This is a genomic window from Sporosarcina soli (genome assembly GCF_042655805.1).
Classification (GTDB): Bacteria; Bacillota; Bacilli; order Bacillales_A; family Planococcaceae; genus Sporosarcina; species Sporosarcina soli.
The window spans coordinates 1,039,870-1,059,442 of the sequence record NZ_JBHSNO010000005.1 but is presented as its reverse complement, the minus strand read 5'-3'; the positions used below and the strand labels follow the sequence as shown (position 1 = coordinate 1,059,442).

The 19,573-nt window shown below is 39.8% G+C and carries 19 protein-coding genes; 14 read left to right on the top strand and 5 right to left on the bottom strand.

Features of this window, described 5'->3' with window-relative positions; translation table 11 throughout:
• The first annotated feature begins 214 nt into the window (after positions 1 to 214).
• The 7 genes from ACFPRA_RS09115 (at position 215) to ACFPRA_RS09085 (ending at position 7,717) form a co-directional block, all read left to right on the top strand.
• Positions 215 to 877: a chromate transporter gene (locus tag ACFPRA_RS09115; protein ID WP_381433053.1), complete on the top strand. Its 663-nt coding sequence runs from the start codon at positions 215 to 217 to the stop codon at positions 875 to 877.
• A 36-nt stretch (positions 878 to 913) separates the two neighbouring features.
• Positions 914 to 1,456: a chromate transporter gene (locus ACFPRA_RS09110; RefSeq protein ID WP_381433050.1), complete on the top strand. Its 543-nt coding sequence runs from the start codon at positions 914 to 916 to the stop codon at positions 1,454 to 1,456.
• 336 nt (positions 1,457 to 1,792) lie between these two features.
• Entirely contained in the window at positions 1,793 to 2,674 is an 882-nt protein-coding gene (locus ACFPRA_RS09105; RefSeq protein ID WP_381433047.1) for an MBL fold metallo-hydrolase, read from the top strand.
• 24 nt (positions 2,675 to 2,698) lie between these two features.
• Complete coding sequence (locus tag ACFPRA_RS09100; RefSeq protein WP_381433044.1) at positions 2,699 to 3,676, top strand: hypothetical protein; 978 nt, start codon at positions 2,699 to 2,701, stop codon at positions 3,674 to 3,676.
• Positions 3,657 to 4,958 carry a fumarylacetoacetase gene (gene fahA / locus ACFPRA_RS09095; RefSeq protein WP_381433041.1) on the top strand — a complete coding sequence of 434 codons (1,302 nt, stop codon included), beginning with the start codon at positions 3,657 to 3,659 and terminating at the stop codon, positions 4,956 to 4,958. Before ACFPRA_RS09100 ends, fahA begins: the two co-directional genes overlap by 20 nt.
• Before the next feature lie 42 nt (positions 4,959 to 5,000).
• On the top strand, positions 5,001 to 6,164 hold the full coding sequence (locus tag ACFPRA_RS09090) for a homogentisate 1,2-dioxygenase (RefSeq protein WP_381433038.1): 1,164 nt from the start codon (positions 5,001 to 5,003) through the stop codon (positions 6,162 to 6,164).
• Positions 6,165 to 6,358: 194 nt separating this feature from the next.
• On the top strand, positions 6,359 to 7,717 hold the full coding sequence (locus ACFPRA_RS09085; RefSeq protein ID WP_381433035.1) for an MFS transporter: 1,359 nt from the start codon (positions 6,359 to 6,361) through the stop codon (positions 7,715 to 7,717).
• Between the two features lie 69 nt (positions 7,718 to 7,786).
• On the opposite strand, the gene ACFPRA_RS09080 is transcribed toward ACFPRA_RS09085, so the two are convergent.
• The 4 genes from ACFPRA_RS09080 to rbsD form a co-directional block, all read right to left on the bottom strand.
• Entirely contained in the window at positions 7,787 to 8,965 is a 1,179-nt protein-coding gene (locus tag ACFPRA_RS09080; RefSeq protein WP_381433032.1) for an ROK family transcriptional regulator, read from the bottom strand.
• 411 nt (positions 8,966 to 9,376) lie between these two features.
• The gene (locus ACFPRA_RS09075; protein WP_381433029.1) at positions 9,377 to 9,610 is read right to left on the bottom strand and encodes a hypothetical protein; all 234 of its coding nucleotides are present in this window, start codon (positions 9,608 to 9,610) and stop codon (positions 9,377 to 9,379) included.
• A 376-nt stretch (positions 9,611 to 9,986) separates the two neighbouring features.
• A complete protein-coding gene (locus ACFPRA_RS09070) occupies positions 9,987 to 10,730 on the bottom strand; it encodes a glutamine amidotransferase (RefSeq protein ID WP_381433026.1) in 744 nt (247 codons plus the stop codon).
• Positions 10,731 to 10,838: 108 nt separating this feature from the next.
• Positions 10,839 to 11,237, bottom strand: a complete 399-nt coding sequence (rbsD, locus tag ACFPRA_RS09065) for a D-ribose pyranase (RefSeq protein WP_381433023.1) — start codon at positions 11,235 to 11,237, stop codon at positions 10,839 to 10,841.
• Positions 11,238 to 11,383: 146 nt separating this feature from the next.
• On the opposite strand from rbsD, the gene ACFPRA_RS09060 reads away from it, so the two are divergent.
• From ACFPRA_RS09060 to rbsB, 7 genes are read left to right on the top strand one after another with little or no spacing between them, the layout of a single operon-like run.
• Complete coding sequence (locus ACFPRA_RS09060) at positions 11,384 to 12,391, top strand: LacI family DNA-binding transcriptional regulator (protein WP_381433020.1); 1,008 nt, start codon at positions 11,384 to 11,386, stop codon at positions 12,389 to 12,391.
• A gap of 33 nt (positions 12,392 to 12,424) precedes the next feature.
• Positions 12,425 to 13,375: a ribokinase gene (gene rbsK / locus ACFPRA_RS09055; RefSeq protein WP_381433017.1), complete on the top strand. Its 951-nt coding sequence runs from the start codon at positions 12,425 to 12,427 to the stop codon at positions 13,373 to 13,375.
• 36 nt (positions 13,376 to 13,411) lie between these two features.
• A complete protein-coding gene (locus tag ACFPRA_RS09050; protein WP_381433014.1) occupies positions 13,412 to 14,059 on the top strand; it encodes a transaldolase family protein in 648 nt (215 codons plus the stop codon).
• Positions 14,060 to 14,094: 35 nt separating this feature from the next.
• Positions 14,095 to 14,784, top strand: coding sequence for a ribulose-phosphate 3-epimerase (locus ACFPRA_RS09045; RefSeq protein ID WP_381433011.1), 690 nt, complete (start codon positions 14,095 to 14,097; stop codon positions 14,782 to 14,784).
• A gap of 4 nt (positions 14,785 to 14,788) precedes the next feature.
• The gene (locus ACFPRA_RS09040) at positions 14,789 to 16,309 is read left to right on the top strand and encodes a sugar ABC transporter ATP-binding protein (RefSeq protein WP_381433008.1); all 1,521 of its coding nucleotides are present in this window, start codon (positions 14,789 to 14,791) and stop codon (positions 16,307 to 16,309) included.
• On the top strand, positions 16,290 to 17,225 hold the full coding sequence (locus tag ACFPRA_RS09035; RefSeq protein WP_381433005.1) for an ABC transporter permease subunit: 936 nt from the start codon (positions 16,290 to 16,292) through the stop codon (positions 17,223 to 17,225). Before ACFPRA_RS09040 ends, ACFPRA_RS09035 begins: the two co-directional genes overlap by 20 nt.
• 57 nt (positions 17,226 to 17,282) lie before the next feature.
• On the top strand, positions 17,283 to 18,221 hold the full coding sequence (gene rbsB / locus ACFPRA_RS09030) for a ribose ABC transporter substrate-binding protein RbsB (protein ID WP_381433002.1): 939 nt from the start codon (positions 17,283 to 17,285) through the stop codon (positions 18,219 to 18,221).
• Between the two features lie 338 nt (positions 18,222 to 18,559).
• Here the strand turns inward: rbsB and ACFPRA_RS09025 are convergent, their stop codons facing one another.
• A complete protein-coding gene (locus ACFPRA_RS09025; RefSeq protein ID WP_381432999.1) occupies positions 18,560 to 19,402 on the bottom strand; it encodes a 5'-methylthioadenosine/adenosylhomocysteine nucleosidase in 843 nt (280 codons plus the stop codon).
• Positions 19,403 to 19,573: the final 171 nt, after the last annotated feature.

Genomic DNA, 19,573 nt, shown 5'->3' with positions numbered 1-19,573 from the left:
CAACGTTCTTACAGAAGTTGTAAACTCTATGCTCGAAGTAATCAACGTTTTCGAGAAAGTGAACAACCCTACATATGAAGACACAATGACTGATTTTACGGGAATATCTAGAAAACAAATCTATTCACTAGGTATACACTTTTGTTATATCCGATACAGTTATTGCAATTTACCTTTCCTTCTTTATTTGATAACGTTAAAGAGAAGTTATTATATGAACAAACCAACTTTAGATAAAATGAAAGAAGGAGAAATCATGAAGGGATGGAAAATTCTATTCCAACTTTTTTGGACTTTTTTTAAGATCAGTCCTGTCACGTTCGGTGGTGGGTTTGCGATGGTACCGCTTATTGAAAAAGAAGTGGTAGAGAAGAGGGGATGGTTGAAAAGTGAAGATGTTACGGATGTGTTCGCGTTATCCCAATCTGTACCGGGAGCCGTTGCGATTAACTCCGCCACTTTTATCGGTCAACGAATAGGTGGGGTAAGGGGCGCTATTGCAGCAATGCTGGGTGTGTCATTACCTACTTTTTTTATTGTTCTCATTCTGGGTGTCTTGTACTTTTTCATACAGGATAACCCCAAGGTTGAAGCAGCTTTCATATCGATCAGAGTTTCGATAGTCGCCATCATCGTTTATGCGGCCATTAAAATTGCCAAAAATGCTATTGTCGACAAATCCACATTTGGCATGATGGTGATCGGGATTCCTGCCTTATTCTTCATTCACCCGATTATTGCCATTGGCGTGGGCGCTGTAACCGGGATCATCACGATCTCAATTAAAATGAAGTTAGGGTACAAAATAGAACGGGAGAGGAAGGCGGAAAAGGACGATAAAGATAAGCTTGAATACTTCATGGGCGCAGGCATATAGCCGCTTATATTTTCAACTGAAAGAGAGGTGAACAGGGTGGTACTGTGGGAGTTGTTTAGCACTTTCTTTGTTATTGGCTTCGTCTCTTTTGGCGGGGGCTATGCGATGATTCCTGTCATCGAAAATGAAGTTTCCCAACATGGGTGGATGACGGCGCAACAATTTACGGATACAATTGCCATTGCGGGCATGTCGCCAGGTCCAATCGCAGCAAATAGCGCGATTCTTGTTGGCTATTCGACAGCTGGTGTCACCGGGGCAGTGATCGCGGCGCTGGGAATCTTGCTACCGGCCATTATACTTGTCATAGTTGTAGGGACTTTCTTTATCAAATTGCATCATAATTCGGTGGTTCAATCGATGTTTTATGGATTAAGACCGATTGTTACAAGTTTAGTGATCTATGCGGCGATCAGTTTTGCCTTATCCAGTCATTTACTGAGCTTGGAAGTTTCATGGAAAACCATCAGCTTACTCGTAACATTTGGATTATCATTATTTGCTCTTCTGAAATTGCATTGGAATCCAGTCTATGTCATTTTACTTTCCGGATTGGTTGGGGTTGCCCTTTATTCATAAAATAGTGGATAGCTGGATTAGATCCATTAGCATTGCACAAAAATGATCATTTTATCATTGTGTAACGCTAGTGGCTATCTCCATGATTAGATATCTATGAATTTAAAATTATAAAAGTGTTGAAACATATTGAGTGCTGCGTTACAATGAAAATGCATTTATCCTTTTGGTTTGAAAAGTCGGAATTTTAGGGTTGTCTGATAAACGAAGAAATTCTGATGTCCCATTTTTTTTGACTATTTATGTTCAAAATGAATATAAATAGATTTATATAAATGTATAAAGAGGATATTTATCTATTTAAATCCAAAATGATAATAAGGAAGGGTGTTTTAAATGAGTATATCAGTTGTTATGTTGGGGACAGGGAGTCCACGGCCAGATTTAGACCGTTCTGGTCCGTCTCAAGTTTTAATGATCGACGGCACACCCATTTTAATTGATTGTGGAGATGGTGTAGTCAATCAATTAATGAAGGCAAAGATTTCACTTTCCGAAATCAATTACCTATTTTTAACGCATTTACATGCAGACCATGTCTATGGGTACGGTCACTTTTTAGTAGCCGGTTGGGGAAGTGGACGGAAGAAGTTAACGGTAGTAGGTCCTCCGGGAACGAAAGAACTTCATAATTTGGTTTTAGAGATGTTTAAAAATGATATCAAATACAGGACCTCATTAGGGTTTCCTCCGGAAGGGATTTTAGATGTCACGATTGTCGAGGTAGATCCATCGCAGGCTATTCCTTGTGAGTTACCGGCTGAAGTAACAGCTGCCTCTATGATTCATAACGTTCCAACCTTTGCTTACCGTTTTCAAATGGGAGACAAAGCTGTCGTCATTTCTGGGGATACGGCTCCTTCGCAACGGCTAGTCGAGCTATCTCAAGGAGCGGATATTTTAGTTCACGATAGTTGTCTAACAACGACTTCCATGTATAACCATTCGCCAAGGCCGGAATTAAAAAAGGTATGGGAAAACCTACAAAAAGAACATTGTACGCCGGAGCAAGCGGCAGATACAGCGCGTGAGGCAAATGTGAAAAAACTAGTCTTGACCCATTTTCTTCCGGGTATCGATGTGAATGAAATCTATCAAGAATCAAAGAAGGTCTATGATGGAATTGTCATAGTACCTGAAGACTTGCAAGTGATTGACGTAGACGATGTTGAAATAGCCGATATCAGAAAAGAACTAGCCATACAAACCGCAAATTAATGATAAAGAAAAGGTGATAACAGGATGAAAGTCAGTTTACAAGCATTTATGGCGAACTTAATCGATTATGCTGGTCTGTTTCCACCAACCAGTCTGCCATTGGACGAGGCAATCCGGAACTATGCTGTCTATCGATCGGAAAAGGACGCTTGGATGTTGGGGCCTTTTATTATTCCAATCTCACAACTGGAGAAACTTGCCCCCTATGTCTCTTTATTTTCTCGTGAACTGCCTCTTTCTCTTTCCGTAATCGGTCGCAAGAGTGCTAAAGAGGATGATTGGCAACGAGGGCTCCAAGAAGATTTAGCGTTAGTGGAAGCTTTTCGTCAGAGGCACGGTGATTGTGTAAAAATCGGAACATTAGAACAACTGTTACCGCCGATTGAATTGGAACAGGAGTTGTTAGAGGCGTTCGCTACGGAGACCGCCAGACATAACTTGAATACTTTTTGTGAACTAGCAGCACCGCTCGATGTAGATTGGGAAGTCAACCTGTTAAAAACGCTTGATTGCATCGCGGCTCATAACGAGCAGCATAACAGTCAACTAGGTTTTAAGTTGCGTACAGGCGGAGTCTCGGCTGAAATGTTTCCATTACCGGCCCAGGTTGCATCGGCAATTATTGGTTGTCGCGATAGGGGCATTGCCATGAAGTTCACGGCGGGGTTACACCATCCGATTCGAATGTATCGAGATGAGGTGGGGACAAGGATGCATGGTTTCTTGAATGTCTTTACGGCGGGCATGGCAGCCTATGTCCATCATTTAGATGTGGTAGAGACGACACAGATTCTAGCGGACGAAGATCCGAATCATTTTTCTTTTACCACTGAAGCGTTGTCTTGGCGTGATTTGGTTGTCAAAGCATCTGCTATCGAAGAGGTGCGGGAAAAATTGCTTTGCTCTTATGGTTGTTGTAGCTTCGATGAGCCACGTCAGGACCTGAAGGAACTAGGAATTCTATATACGGAGGATGATTTAAGTGAAAAAGTCTTTTATTGATGTAAAAACGGATTCGCATTTTCCCATTCAAAACTTGCCTTATGGTGTATTTAGTACAAAGGGCAATCCAACACCACGAATTGGCGTTGCGATAGGGGAGTATGTATTGGATTTGTCTGTACTTGAAAAGGAAGGTTTTTTTCAACAAATTATCGGGGAGCACGGCCCTGTTTTTAATCGTACCTCATTAAATGATTTTATGGGGTTAGGAAAAGATATTTGGAGCGCGGTCAGAAAACAAGTTCAGCTGTTATTGTCGGCAGATGAACCGACATTAAGAGATCATACTGCCCTTCGTCATGAATCTCTTGTCCTTCAAAATGAAGTGGAACTTCATCTCCCTATGAAAATTGGGGACTATACCGATTTTTACGCTTCGAAAGAGCATGCGACAAATGTGGGAGTTATGTTCCGTGGGAAAGAAAATGCATTAATGCCTAACTGGACGCATTTGCCAGTCGGTTATCATGGAAGGTCTAGCTCTGTCGTCGTAAGTGGAACGAATGTGCGTCGTCCAGTTGGTCAAACAAAACCGGCAAATGCGGATGTCCCGATGTTCGGACCTAGTAAGCAACTGGATTTTGAACTGGAGATGGGTGTTGTCATCGGTACTGGAAATAAGCTTGGTGAACCGATATCCATTGAACAGGCAGAGGAAGCCATCTTTGGTTTGGTGTTAGTAAATGATTGGAGCGCGCGTGATATACAGGCTTGGGAGTATCAGCCATTAGGTCCTTTTCTAGCCAAAAATTTTGCAACTTCCATATCGCCATGGGTCGTACCATTAGAGGCATTGGAACCTTTCCGTGTAACGGGACCTGTACAAGACCCTCAGCCATTAGCTTACCTTAGACAGCCAGAAGCGAACACGTTCAATATTCATCTAGAAGCCTATTTAAAAGGTGAAAAGCAACATACGCCAACACGAATCAGTTCGACTAATTATCGTTCCCTCTATTGGAGTGCTGCTCAAATGGTCGCACATCATACGATCGGAGGCTGTGATCTGAACCCTGGAGATTTACTAGGTACGGGCACAATCAGTGGCCAAGAAAAAGAAGAACGTGGAAGTTTATTAGAAATAACATGGCGTGGAACAGAACCTGTCCAACTAGGCAAAGATGAACAGCGTGAGTGGATTGAAGATGGTGATGAGCTGACGATTACTGGATGGTGTCAAGGTGATGGGTATCGGGTGGGGTTTGGAGAAGTGACGGGAACGATCGAGCCCGCGCATGATGTAAAGCAATTATTGTCTGAACAAAAACTTGTCCATAAGTGAAAATAGAGCTGGCTAAAATGTAAAATGGGAGGGTTAAAGATTATGTCATTTTATCACAAATTGGGGGAAATACCCAGAAAGAGGCATACCATTTTCCGTAAGGAAGATGACACATTATTTAAAGAGCAAGTGATGGGGACAAAAGGGTTTTCAGGGATCCAATCAATTTTGTATCATCATAATGCCCCTACTAATTTTTTGAAAGCAGATTTAATCGGGAAATGTAGTTTGGAATATGAGGAGCAAAGTGCGCTACGTCCACGTCATTTTTATTCGGATCAAGTTAGCAAGGAACCAAGTGATGCTGTGATGGGGCGGGAATACATTCTTGGAAATGATGACTTGTTAATAGGAGTCGTCAATCCAACAAAAAATATGGATTATTTCTATCGAAATAGTGATGGGGATGAATTATTATTTGTCCATCATGGGACTGGAAAAATTGAAACGACCTTTGGAACGCTTCAGTATAAGCCAGGCGATTATATTGTGATGCCGGTAGGGACGATTTACCGAGTGACACCAGACGAAGGGGAATCCAAGTTTCTAGTTGTGGAAACATTTAGTTGGATTACAACACCAAAACGTTATCGAAATGAATTTGGTCAACTTCTTGAACATAGTCCGTTTTGTGAGAGAGATATACGAGTGCCCGAAAGTTTAACGGCCAGCACGGAAAAAGGGCAATTTGAGGTTCGAACAAAAACGAGAGGTCATTTGCATGCTCATTATTATGCGCATCATCCACTTGATGTTGTTGGTTGGGATGGCTATTTATATCCATGGATCTTCAATATCAGTGATTTTGAACCGATAACGGGGCGCATTCATCAGCCGCCTCCGGTCCATCAAACGTTTGAAGGACATAATTTTGTAATTTGCTCATTTGTTCCACGCTTATATGATTATCATCCAGATGCTATTCCGGCACCTTATGTTCATAGTAATGTGGACAGCGATGAAGTCTTATATTACGTGGAAGGGAATTTTATGAGCCGGAAAGGCGTAAAAGAAGAGTCCATTACGCTCCATCCGCTTGGCATTCCGCATGGACCACATCCAGGAAAAGCAGAAGCTAGTATTGGTAAAAAAGAGACGCTTGAATTGGCGGTTATGATTGATACATTCCGGCCGTTAAAAGTCGTTAAGAAGGCACAGGTATTAGAAGATGAGAATTATCAATATAGCTGGAATGAAGAAAGTTAATTGTAAAATATAAGTGGAGTGTAGGTATGACTACTATCTTCCGAAAGAGAAAGAAGGCGTGGGAATCTTCTTTCTCTTTGTATTAGAAAAATTATAAAATAAACCTTCTGGGGACACCATTCAATCCATCTTCATCTAAGAACTAACTAAAAAATGAAAGCGATACCAAACTTTAACTATAAAGGGGTTAAATTATGAAAAAAGTTGACGTTAAAGAAATTATAGATACTAGTAAATTCGGTCGTTTTCATCTGAATTTACTCATTGCTTTACTATTTATTGTTCTTTGTGATGGATACGATATGTTTTACTTAGGGAACATCATTCCCTCTTTAATAGCGGATTGGGGCATTACTACCGTTCAAGCGGGTGCGATTACAAGCTCGGGATTATTTGGAATGGTGATTGGCGCTTTAGTTTTAGGAACCTTGGCAGATAAAATTGGAAGAAAAGCATCCATTTTTATCTCGATTGTTGTCTTTTCAGGCTTTACTTTTTTAGCAGGTTTTTCAAATGACCACATCACATTTGGCATATTACGATTCATTGCTGGCTTAGGGATAGGTGGTATACTTCCGACTCTTAATGCATCATTAGCAGAATATGCCCCTAAAAAAAATCGAATGACGCTTATCGTGCTGATGAACATTGGAGCACCCATAGGCGCTGTTTTAACATCTGTATCAGCTATGTATTTGCTGCCTGATTTTGGATGGAGACCCGTTGTATGGCTTGGAGCACTACCCTTATTGTTTTTACCATTACTATTCAAGATCATACCGGATTCACCAGCGATTTATGTAAAGAGAAACCAGAAAGCAAAATTAGCAAATGTGCTCAATCGAGTTGTCGGTGAAAATATCTATACGGAAAATGATGAATTTACATTAACAGTTGATTCAAAAAAAGGCTCTTCTGTCAAAAAGTTATTTATGAATAAACGGGCAGTGAATACGCTATTGTTCTGGATTGCGATCTTCATGAATTTGATTGTATTGTATGGATTAAGTACATGGATACCTAAAATTATGCAGAATGCGGGTTATTCACTCGTATCGAGTATCAGCTTCTTATTAATGCTAAAAGCGGGCGCTATATTAGGAGCTATCGGTGGAGGACGTCTTTCGGATCGGTTCGGAGCAAAAAGGGTTATTTATATCTATTTTATGTTGGCCTTTTTTGCGCTATCCATTCTAAGCTTACAACCTAGTTCAACTTTGTCCTATATTTTGTTGTTTATAGCAGGGGCAACCACTAGTGGAACACAAATGGTATCGAATGGGTATATTTCACAATACTATCCAACTGAAATCAGATCAACAGGCATTGGCTGGACGCTTGGAATTGGCAGGATTGGCGCGATCATTGGCCCCATTTTAGGAGGATATGTGTTAAGTCAAAACGTTCCTTATGCGACCAACTTTTTAGTTTTTGCCATTCCTTGTTTAATTTCAGCTATCGCTTTCTGGTTTGTGCAGGAGAACTTCGGTAAAGCGTCCGTTGTTGCTGAAACGAACAAGAATCTTGAAACAGCCATTAAAATTCAGAACTAGCGTTGAATGACCATAGGACAGCCCTTCACTTGTTGGTGAAGGGCTGTCCTATTTATAAGCGCCTGGACATTATGAAAGATAAGTTTCATGAATATAAATGGCAGCTCCTATTGCCGCGGCATTTTCTTTTAAAACGCCTTGACTGAATCTGAGCTGTTCATTTTGCTGGACATGTTTTTCAACGGACTCCATTACTTTATTGAAGTAATTAGGATAAGTTTCGATAAGTGGCCCTTTAATGATGATCATTTTTGATTGGAATAGATTGGCTATATTCGAAATACCAACCCCTAAATAATACGCAGATTCCATCACGATTTCTTCTATTAAGGTATCTCCCTGTCTCAAGAATTCCATGATTTCATCGATAGAGACTGAAGATAATTTTTCCTTGCTAATGTTGATAGAAGGTCTCCTCGTTGTTAGTTCATCTAGAAGATTATAAGGTGACGTATAGGTGATTAAACATCCTCTTTTGCCACAGGAACATTCCCGTCCATTGATATCAACAACCATATGCATTAAACCTTTTATATCAATCGGTAAAATTTCACCATTCACAAGCGCACCACAGCCTAATCCCCAGCCCCCGCTAATCCAATAAAGAATATTGTCCTCAATGGATTTCGTATATTTATATTCGCCTAACACCGCCGCGTTGGGCAAGTTTTCTAGCATTATTTTGACGGGTATATCTTTTCCTAATATCTCTGCGACAGGGGTGTTCTCCCATTCAGAGTTAAGGAACCCACCAGGCTGTAAAACGATTCCATTTGTTTTATCTAGTACACCGACGCTTGCAATTCCTATTCCTAGGAGTTCATCAAGAGTTATCTGGTACTTTTCCATGAAGTTAAAAGTAATATCTTTTATTTTAGTTAGAACAAAGTCCGGGTTATGCATGGAAGTCATAATAAATGATTCCTGATCCACCTGGTTGTACAAAAGATCAAGTAACACGACACTTACTTTCATTCTTGTAATATTAATACCGATTAAATAACTACACCTTTCATCTATATGATAGAGAACAGGCGGTCTTCCTCTTCCAATATCTTCAACGCCATATTTACGAATATATCCATTATCTAATAACTCATCAATCACCCTTGCTAAGGTACTCGTTGTAAGTTTGATCTTCGGCAATAATTCTGCTTTCGAGATAGGCGCATATTGATGGATGAGCCGATATACATCTTTATAAATTTGATTTTTAGGTGATGAATCCAATAAGAACTGTTTTAACATAAAGAATCCCTACTTTAACGTTTATTTATCATATAAAGGGCATATATTTTGGCACTTATGCTAGTAATGAGCTAAAGCAATATAGTGTAAATGAGTTACTGGGTATAAGTAGATTTGTTTCGGAACCTAGTACTCAAAATGAAGAGCCTACTTCAACAAAACTAAAATTGTAAAAGGGGTCCAGAATAGTTTCATTCCGAACCCCTTTCGTTTAACGGGCATGCTAGCGATCAGATTATCATCTATTCCTATTAGTTGTTTGTCCTCACTTAAATCGCCATCGATTTTATCAAGGAATACTTCAAATTATAAAGAAGGTAGTCAGTATATGTTTCTTTATACGCATTATACTAATAATTCGGATGAAATACCATGGATTAGCGGTATTCAGTGCAAGATAAAAACGGATGTTCACGGGTAGTGAATATGATACGATTCAAGACGATGATAAATGGATAAAAAGTAAAATGGGGGTGTATTGAAAAAAGAGGTTCCTGTTTTGTTTATCCATTCAACCGAAACAGAAGTTATTAAGTCTTTTACATCAATAATCATCGCATTTTCTTTCGAAATGGAGTCTTTATAAATTTTCAATTCTATCGTCTTCACTTCATCCACAAGATAAATATTATCTTGAATCGCCATCGGAATCCCATGCAATGAACCACGATAATTTCCAGTTATATTTCGTTTTCGGTTTCTTCAGCTTGAGACAACGCTTTTTGGACGTCACATCGATAATGGCATTCAGCGTGTTGTCCAGTTTTTTAATTGTGATGAAAATAGAATTTCAGTCTGTATCCGTTGGAAGCGTAAATTTACTGATCGAAAGGAAGTACGTAGAGTCATTATAAAAAAGAAAATCCTTTAATTGTTTTGCAGCAATTAGAGGGAAGGAAGCAGGACATATATTGACTAGTATATAGGGTGTTACTGGGCAAATCAGAAAATCGATCACAAGTGATTTTCTGATCTGCTCTTCTCTTATTCGTATCTTCAAAGATAATAATCTACCTACCTGTTATCTTTCAACCAACCATTTTACTGTATTCACCCAAAAAGTATTATAATGTTCCCATTCTATGAACTCTTTTGGCCCCCAATGTGGAGCAAAATCGCTTGCAAATGCAAATGTTCTTCCATCCCCGTAAGCATGCGCGCTAATAAAAGGATTTCCATTGTGTTCGGCAATGACTGTTGCATTCGGTTTCGCTTTCAATTTGTTATAGCCGAGAAAATGAGGCCACTCGCCTGTGATTCCATTGAAAATAGGGTGTTCGGGTTGTATGATTTCCATCTGAATGCCTTCTGGATGTTCCGAACGATCGTCGGTTGCATATAATTCTACCGGTAAAATTTCTTCGATTGCAGTATCTTTGTATTGGCCTTTGCAGTCGATTCCTTGGAAGGACATATAACCACCAATCATCGCAAAATTCCCGCCGTCTTTTACATATTCCTTGATTAGGTTCAGACGATTCGGTTGGATGATGCCATTTGTAAAAGTGTTGATGGGAAGTAAAATGGAATTACTTCCGATGTCACTAAAAATAATAACGTCATATTGCTTCAATTCTTCAAGCGTATTAGGAAAGTACTCAGCTACCTGATGACTTGGGATATGTTTCAAGTCGATATTCGCACTTTCCATTGCATGTTTAAACCAGGAAATCCCTTCTCCGTACTCGGAAGTCGTAAAAGAGTCGAATCCCTTAATATGAATAATATGCTTTGTCCATGTTTCTCCAGCGATTAATACTTTCATGAAAAAATCCCCCTTATAATTTATGTTGAATCAAACCTTCTTTGCATAACCGGAGTGAAGGCATCCCGCATTGCATGGCAGCAGATTTGCCGGAATTAAATCAAGTAATTAGAATAAGACGCCTGCGATTAAAATGATATTACAGTACGGGGTAAATTCTCCGGTCCGAATGACGACTTTCGCTTCTTTTACAAGCTCTTGAAGTTGCGCATGTGGAATATCTTCTATAGGAAACTCGTTATTGATCGCTGACTGCAATTCTGTTTTTATGTGAGGACTGACTTCCTCCATCTCGGTATCGATGATAGCGCTTTCTACCTTTAGTTCACGCAATATCGCCTTCAATGTAACGAGAAAACTAGGTTGACCTTCAACTAAGGCTAGGTCAATGCACTTGACTCCTTCGGGGACAGGTAAACCTGCATCACCTATAACAAACTTATCCAAATGTCCGGATTTTGCAATTTCTTGTGCTAACTCATTGTGAAGGATTCCAATTTTTTTCATATAATGACCTCCCGAATAATAAGAATAGTTGACATTTTTAGATTATTGTTTTAAATTATAGAATATAACCGGTTACATTGCAATAGAAACGGTGTTGTAACCGATTACAGTCTACTATCGTGTGTAACCGTTTACAGGAGGTTTTTATGAATACGATACGCGATGTAGCTAAAAAAGCTGGTGTTTCAGTCGCAACTGTCTCAAGGGTAATTAATAAAAAAGGTAAAGTGAGTGAAAAAACCGAATTGGCCGTATTACAAGCTATTAAGGAATTATCCTATCAACCGAATTCTATTGCACGTAGTCTATCAAGTCGAAAGTCGAATGTTGTTGCACTCATTGTGCCTTCTATCAATAATGCCTTTTTTCCGGAATTGGCAAGGGCTGTAGAAGACATCGCACAATTAAATGGATATAAATTGTTTCTATGTAACACAGATGACAGTAGAGAGAAACTAGTGGATTATTTGAATTCACTGGGATCCCAGTATGTGGATGGTTTAATCATCGACTCGCATAATATTAAGGAGGCAGATTTGACCAAACTAAGTCGACTCGGAATTCCAGTAGTGATGATCGACCGTGTAATTGAAAATAGCAACTATACATCAATTACCGTGAATAACCGGGCAGGAGGGCGATTAGCGACCGAACATCTATTGGAAGTAGGTTGTAAAAAAATTGCCCATATCCAAGGCCCCAAAAATGAAATGAACTCTGTTCAACGCATGTGGGGATACCGAGATCAAGTTGGTAAGCTGCCTTGGTTCGATGAAAGTTGGATTGCGCATGCTGAATTTAGTGTAAAAAGTGGCTATCAAGCGACAAAAGAATTGCTGATACGGCACCAGGATATGGATGGAATATTTGCTTCCAATGACTTGATTGCAATCGGTGCTTTAAAGGCGGCATATGAGTGGGGAAAGAAAATCCCGAATGAGTTGGCGATTGTCGGTTTCGATGGAATCGACATGAGTGAATTAACAGTTCCAGGAATTACAACTATTCAGCAACCTATTTATCAAATCGGTGAATTAGCCATGCATGAATTACTCAATCAAATAAAAAATTCACATGCGAAGCCGAAAAAATATATTTTGGATATTGAGTTAGTTCTCAGAGAATCGACAATGCGTTCGCAACGCTACATTTGAAATATAGCTATTTTTAGCTTGGGAGGAAATCATATGTCAGAAATTTGCGTTGTGGGAAGTATCAATATGGATATTGTGACTTCTGTAGATGAGTATCCCAAAAGAGGACAAACGGTCTTTGGTAACAAAGTATCCAATTCAGCAGGAGGGAAAGGAGCCAATCAAGCCATTTCATGTTCAAGGCAAGGAAAAAAAGTAAGTTTAATAGGTTGTGTAGGTAACGACTATTATGGAGAAAAACTGATAGACAACTTAAAAAGAAATCGCGTTGATACATCAACGATCAAACGAGATGGTGTGGAGAGTACAGGGCAGACAACTATACTTTTGGACAACCAAGCCGAGAATACGATTATTTATGTAGAAGGCGCCAATAAAGCATTAGATGAAAAGTATGTTTTAGATACCCTTTCAACATTGACGGATTGTAAAATTCTGCTTATTCAAATGGAAATTCCATCGAATACTGTTCTCGAAGTGATGAAATATGCGAAGCAACATCAGATTTTCGTAATTTTAGATCCTGCGCCAGCTAATGCTGTTACAGATGAAATGTTAACATATGCGGATGTAATTCTCCCAAATGCTCATGAAACAGAGCTTTTAACAGGGATTACAATCATCGATGAGAAAACGGCCCGTCAAGCCGCAACAATATTTTTGGAAAAAGGGGTATCACAGGGAGTTCTGAAATTAGGAAAGGAAGGTTCCTATGTTTTTATTGAAAACAAAATTACTTTTATTGAAGGAATAAAGGTAGGGGCGGTAGATACAGTAGGAGCAGGGGATTGTTTTGCCGGAGCTTTGGCTAGCGCATTGATCGATCGTCAACAGCTATTGGCTGCGGTGGAGTTTGCCAATATTGCAGCTGCGTTGAAGGTGACGAAGCATGGAGCCCAAGAAGGAATCCCTACAATTGAGGAGATCAAGTCCTTTTGCCATGAAAATGACTTGACAACTTATCTCAATTTTCAACCGAGCTAAATAATTTTTGAACACTTGAAAAGAGGCGAATGTAAAATGTTATATCTGGATACTGCCAATATCAGCGAGTTGAAAAGAGCGTTTTCAAGTACGATTCTAAGTGGGGTCACGACCAATCCTACCATTCTTTTAAAAGAGAACCGTAAACGAGAAGAGTCGATCAATGAAATTCTTGCATGCACTTCAGGGATTGTTTTTGTGCAAACAGTAGGTGGAAATCAGGATGAGATTTATCATGATGCATTGAAGATACTGGAATTTAATTCGTCTCGAATCGCATTGAAAATCCCTGCACATTTAGAGGGGATCGAAGTGATTAAGAAAATCAAGGATGAATATCCGCAAGTGAAAATATTGGCCACTGCCATATTTTCGGTAGATCAAGCAATACTAGCCGCAATGGCTAATAGTGATTTTATCGCCCCCTATATTAATCGCATGGAAAATAACAACATTGATCCTTACGAAGTGATTAAAAAAACAAGGAAGATTTATGATGATCAAGGGTTGGAAACAAAAATACTAGGAGCTAGTTTTAAAAACACAAACCAATTAATTAATACATTTTATGCGGGTGCACATACTGCAACGATTTCATATGACCTCTATACGAATATGGCGAACAAAGACCTAGCGTTGTTAAGTATCAAAAAATTTAATGAAGATGCCTATAAGCTAATGTAAAAAGTGATGGATCATGAGGAGGGTCTTAAAAAACAATGAGTATACTAGCTGCTTCAATCATGTGTGCCAATCAGTTGAACTTGGAGGAAGAACTTCGAGAACTTGAAAAAGCTGAAGTGGAGTTATTGCATTGTGATGTAATGGACGGTGTCTTTGTGAACAATCTTGCGATGGGCCCTTATGTTCTCGAGGAAATCAAAAAAGCGACAACCATCCCATTGGATATCCATTTGGCAACAGATACGCCAGCAAAATACATTGAAATGTTTGCCCCGATCCAACCGGAATATATTTCGTTCCATGTGGAAGTGAGCGGAAATGTCCGAAAAGAAATTGAGTTAATCAAAGAAAAAGGGATCAAGCCCGCGTTGGCGTTAAGCCCAGATAGTCCTGTCGAAATGATCAAGCCTTACTTAACCGATGTGTCCATGATCTTAATGATGACTGTCAATCCAGGTTTTGCAGGTCAGAAGTTTAATTACAATGTCCTGAATAAGTTAGATGAGTTAAATGCACTTCTGAAAAATATGGACAACAAACCGTTGATTGAGGTGGATGGGAATATTAATCGAGAAACAATTCCTGCGCTCTTGGAAAAGGGGGCCAATGTCTACGTGCTAGGTACTTCGGAATTATTTAATCCTCATGAAGGAACATATAAGGAGAAGGTAGATCGTGTAAAACAATTATTTACCGATATGTCAAAACCTTTAAAAACGAGGTGAGAACATGCTAGAAACGCCATTTATAGAAATGATAGATATCGATAAATCATTTGCTCGTAACCAAGTCTTGAAAAAGGTGAGTTTCGATGTTCGGGTGGGAGAAATCCATGCGTTAATGGGAGAGAACGGCGCAGGGAAATCAACCTTAGTGAAAGTGTTAACGGGTATATACGTTCGTGATCGTGGAGTCATTAAAGTAAATGGTGAGGAAGTGACATTTACCAATCCAAAAGAAGCCGAAAAAAAGGGGATTGCTGTCATCCACCAAGAGTTGAATATCATGCCCAATTTGACAGTTACCGAAAATATGTTCCTTGGGAAGGAATTGACTTACGGAAAATCAGGTGTATTAAATAAAAAGGAAATGAAGAAACAAACGATTGCCAGTTTAAAAGAGTTAGGTGTTACATCCATACATCCAGATCAAATGGCTGGAGAACTTTCTGTAGGTCAACAGCAAATGTTGGAAATTGCCAAGTCCTTAGCAACAGACGCAAAATTAATCGTCATGGATGAGCCGACAGCAGCATTAACGGATCGTGAAATAGAAAGTCTTTTTAAACTGATTGCTTCCCTAAAGGAAAAACGTGTCAGCATCATTTACATATCTCATCGGATGGAAGAAATTTTTGAGATTTGCGATCGCATTACGATTTTACGGGATGGCCATTATATTGGAACAGAAAAAATCAAAGATACCTCATTTGAAAAAGTTGTAAAAATGATGGTAGGCCGCGAGTTAGGAGAACGCTTCCCATCCCGAACCAGTTCGATCGGCGATGTGATTTTCGAAGTTGAAAATTTAAAGCAAAAAGATTGGTCTAAAAATATTAGCTTCCAAGTGAAGGCGGGCGAAATTTTAGGGGTGGCCGGATTAATGGGTGCGGGGCGAACAGAGTTAGTGGAGGCTATTTTTGGTTATCGAAAAAAAACGAGTGGGACGATCCGTTTGAATGGACAAGTGTTAACGATTAGACATCCCCGGGATGCAGTGGATGCCGGAATAGGCTTCGTAACAGAAGATCGAAAAGATAAGGGGCTTGTTCTCGATGCATCTATCCGGGAAAATATTTCATTAACCAATATGAAGTCTATTTCGAAAAAAGGTGTTATTTCTCCTACAAGTGAGCATCGGTTTGTAAAAAAATTATTTAAAAGACTTCATATTCGAGCGACGGGGATCGAACAAAAGGTGGGATCCTTGAGTGGTGGAAATCAACAAAAAGTGGTCATTTCAAAGTGGATCGGGATCAACCCAAAAGTTCTTATACTCGATGAGCCTACAAGGGGTGTAGATATCGGGGCGAAGAAAGAAATCTACAGCATTATGAATGAATTAAGTGAAAATGGAGTTGCAATCATTATGATTTCATCTGAACTTCCAGAAGTATTAGGAGTGAGCGATCGAATTATGGTGATACATGAAGGGGAAATCACTCGCTTTTTACATCGAAATGAAGCCGATCAAGAAAAAATTATGACGGCGGCTACGGGGAGGTATCAAGATGAGAAAGTTAGCCCTTAATCGTTTTTCACAGATAGGACCTCTGATTGGGCTTATTGTCATTACAATATTGCTGACATTCCTGAGTGACAGCTTTTTCACAGTAAATAATCTACTGAATTTACTGCGGCAAATATCGATCAATGCCCTCATCGCATTCGGAATGACATTTGTCGTGCTGACTGCTGGGATAGATTTGTCAGTTGGGTCCCTTTTAGCTTTGGGGAGTGCTTTGACAGCGGGGCTGTTAGCGAGTGGGATGGATCCACTGTTGGCAATCTTTCTCGGTTTACTAATTGGATTGGCATTGGGAGCGGTGAATGGACTCATTATTACAAAAGGAAAAGTTGCTCCGTTTATCGCTACTTTAGCGACAATGACTGTTTTTCGTGGCGCCACACTCGTTTATACCGATGGAAAACCCATTACCGGACTATCGGATAGCACAGTTTTTGAAATGATTGGTCGAGGTTACCTGTTTGGTATCCCTTTTCCAATTATCATTATGCTAATCGTTTTTCTTATTCTGATGTTTGTTCTTAAAAGTACTGTTTTTGGCCGACAAGTCTATGCTGTCGGTGGCAATGAAGAAGCCGCAATCCTATCAGGTATAAAAACAGACCGGGTGAAAATTTGGGTCTATTCTTTAACAGGTATGCTTTCGGTATTGGCAGGAATCATTTTGACAAGCCGTTTGAACTCCGCACAACCTACTGCAGGGAATATGTATGAGTTAGATGCAATTGCTGCGGTTGTTATTGGAGGAACTAGTTTAATGGGTGGGCGTGGAAGAATCGTCGGGACACTGATCGGTGCTTTAATCATCGGGGTCATTGGCAATGGCTTAAACCTATTGAATGTATCATCATTTTATCAACAAATTGTCAAGGGTGGCGTTATCTTGCTAGCTGTCCTACTTGATCGTCGTACAAAATAAGGGAATTCGATATTCCAAGGAGTATCCCAAAATAATAGCTTTAGAGGAGGAAGAGAAATGAAAAAATGGATGAGGTCAGTGGGGGTATTTGTCTTACTCGTATTTTTGTTGGCGGCTTGTTCAACCGATCAGCCAGGAACAAAGGATACAGAGGAGAAAACTGAAGGTACAGATGGAGATGTAAAAATCGGTTTTTCAATTTCTACATTGAATAACCCCTTTTTCGTAAGTTTACGTGATGGGGCACAAACCGCTTCTGATGCAGCAGGCTATAAAATTGTAGTTGTTGATGCACAGGACGATCCGTCGAAACAAATTAATGATATTGAAGATTTGCTTCAACAAGATATTGATGTGTTATTAGTCAATCCGACAGATACATCAGCAGTTGTAGCGGCGATTGAATCGGCAAATCAGGCCGGAATCCCGGTTATTACAGTGGATAGAAGCGCAGATGGTGGAGATGTCATTGCACATATTGCATCAGACAATATTCTTGGAGGAGAAATGGCCGGTCAATTTATTGCAGACCATTTAACGGAGGGTGGAAATGTTGTCGAGCTGGAAGGGATTCCAGGGGTGTTAGCTACAAGAGAACGCGGAGAAGGTTTCCATAATATTGTAGATGCGGTTGACAACATTACAGTTGCTGCTAATCAGACAGCAGATTTTGATAGAACAAAAGGATTATCAGTAATGGAAAATATTATTCAAGGTACGAAGGATATCGTAGCTGTTTTTGCGCATAATGATGAAATGGCTCTCGGTGCAATCGAGGCTTTAGAAGCACATGATATGCTACAAGACGTAATCGTAGTCGGATTTGATGCAAATGATGATGCGCGTATTGCAGTCAAGGAAGGAAGAATGGCCGCTACAGTAGCACAACAACCCGAGCTAATTAGTAAGTATGCGATTGAAACTGCAACCAAGGTTATCAATGGTGAGAAAGTTGATGAGTTCATTCCGGTTGAATTACAATTGGTTACTGAATAAAGGAAACCAATGCTCGTACGAAAATGCTAGATGGGAGAAGTGCAAACGAATTACTCCTTCTCCGCTAATTACTTCATTTCTTCCTGATATTGTTCTTCTACATCGCTCGTTGCAGGGGTGAACGGTTCGTTATTGTAATCAATCCGTTTGACATAGCTCTTCTACGTTGGAGAATTCATACCGGGTAAAATAAATGAAAGATGCCTAGTATCGACACATATCATGTGTTCATACTAGGCATTTTTTGCATCAGAAATGATAAAATCCTGATTTAGGGTTCATTTAGAACAGGAAGAGAACCCGTCTAAGCAGTTACCCCGCGCTTTTATGCTAAAAGATTACAAGTTTTTGTCCGCCGCTTTGATCATTTCTTCAATCATTTTGCTGGCGTTTTCAGCTGCCATTTTTACGAAGTCTTCATATTTTACATCCGCCTCACCGCTGGCATCGTCAGAGATAGCGCGAATAATAACAAATGGCACTTCATTCAAGTGTGCAACATGTGCAATCGCTGCGCCTTCCATTTCGACAGCATAGGGGGAAAAGTGTTCCGTAATCCATGCCTGTTTTTCCGCACTTGCAATAAATTGATCACCGCTTGCGATTCTTCCTTGAAACACATGGATGTCCCCGGCTAATGCTTCTGTAGCCGATTGTGCGAGTTGAATTAACTTTTCATCCGCTACAAAATAACTTGTTTCCATGCGGGGAATCGCACCAGGCTCATCTCCGAATACAGTGGTATCCACGTCATGTTGGACAGCATCTGTCGAAATGACAATATCTCCAATGGAGACATCAGGGCTAAGTCCACCGGCAACGCCTGAGTTGATGAGATAGTCCACGCCAAAATGATCGACGAGCACTTGCGTACAGGCTGCCGCATTCACTTTTCCAACGCCAGATTGAACCAAGACAATGTTTTCACCATCTAATGTACCTTTGTAAAATTCCATTCCTGCGATTGTTTCAGTACTTTCGATTTCCATTTTATCGCGAAGGATTTCCACTTCTTCGATCATTGCCCCAATAATACCGATGACCCGTTTTTCCGATTGTTCGGCATTTGTTTTTGATTCCGGTTGTTCGATTGCACCTTCTTTTTTCGTAGAACAGCCCATTAACATGAAAGCTGCAATCATTAGGACTGTAAAGAATTTGAGGCTTATTCGCATTTTCATAGATGTAAACTCCTTCTAATTGTTTTCATATACGAACAATAAATTAATTTCATTAATAAACGTTCGCTTTCACTTGGTTAGTATATAACGGCGAATAAAAAGATGCAACCCGTTTTGGCGATAAAATAATAAAAGGTGCCTAGTACTGACACCAATCATAAATGTGTCAAT